The organism is Vibrio sp. 10N.222.49.C9 (assembly GCF_041474985.1).
Taxonomy (GTDB): Bacteria; Pseudomonadota; Gammaproteobacteria; order Enterobacterales; family Vibrionaceae; genus Vibrio; species Vibrio crassostreae_C.
Genome location: NZ_JBFRVD010001030.1, coordinates 1 through 357 on the forward strand (window position 1 = coordinate 1; position 357 = coordinate 357).

The window sequence follows — 357 nt, forward strand, 5'->3', positions numbered from 1 at the left end:
CAGTAATGCAGCCCCAGGTGTCGACCATGCCGTTAATATGGGGGTTTTATAAAAGAGGGATAAGCCTATAGTGGTCACCGCCATCCCTACACCTAGCGCCCACAGCCATGAACTGATTTGCTCAGCACTGGCACCCGCTGCATTAGCGGCTTGAAAGATAATGACCGCAGAGCTGGTATAGCCGACCAACACCGCAATAAACCCTGCGGTAACATGAGATAGATTAAAGAAGCGATGGATCTTCTGACCATACTGACTGACGTGCATACCCTTGCCCTTCCCCTATTACTATAAACAGCATCCTTTGTGCGTAATAACGCTCAAATCAAAAGATAGCACTTGTGCGCTATAACGTAC

General features: G+C 48.2%; 1 protein-coding gene. It reads right to left on the minus strand.

Translation table 11 applies throughout. The annotated features are described in order from the left end of the window. Positions 1 to 267 (minus strand): benzoate/H(+) symporter BenE family transporter (locus tag AB4585_RS26745; protein ID WP_372171770.1); only part of this gene is annotated, 267 nt, incomplete at its 3' end. Between the last annotated feature and the right edge of the window lie 90 nt (positions 268 to 357).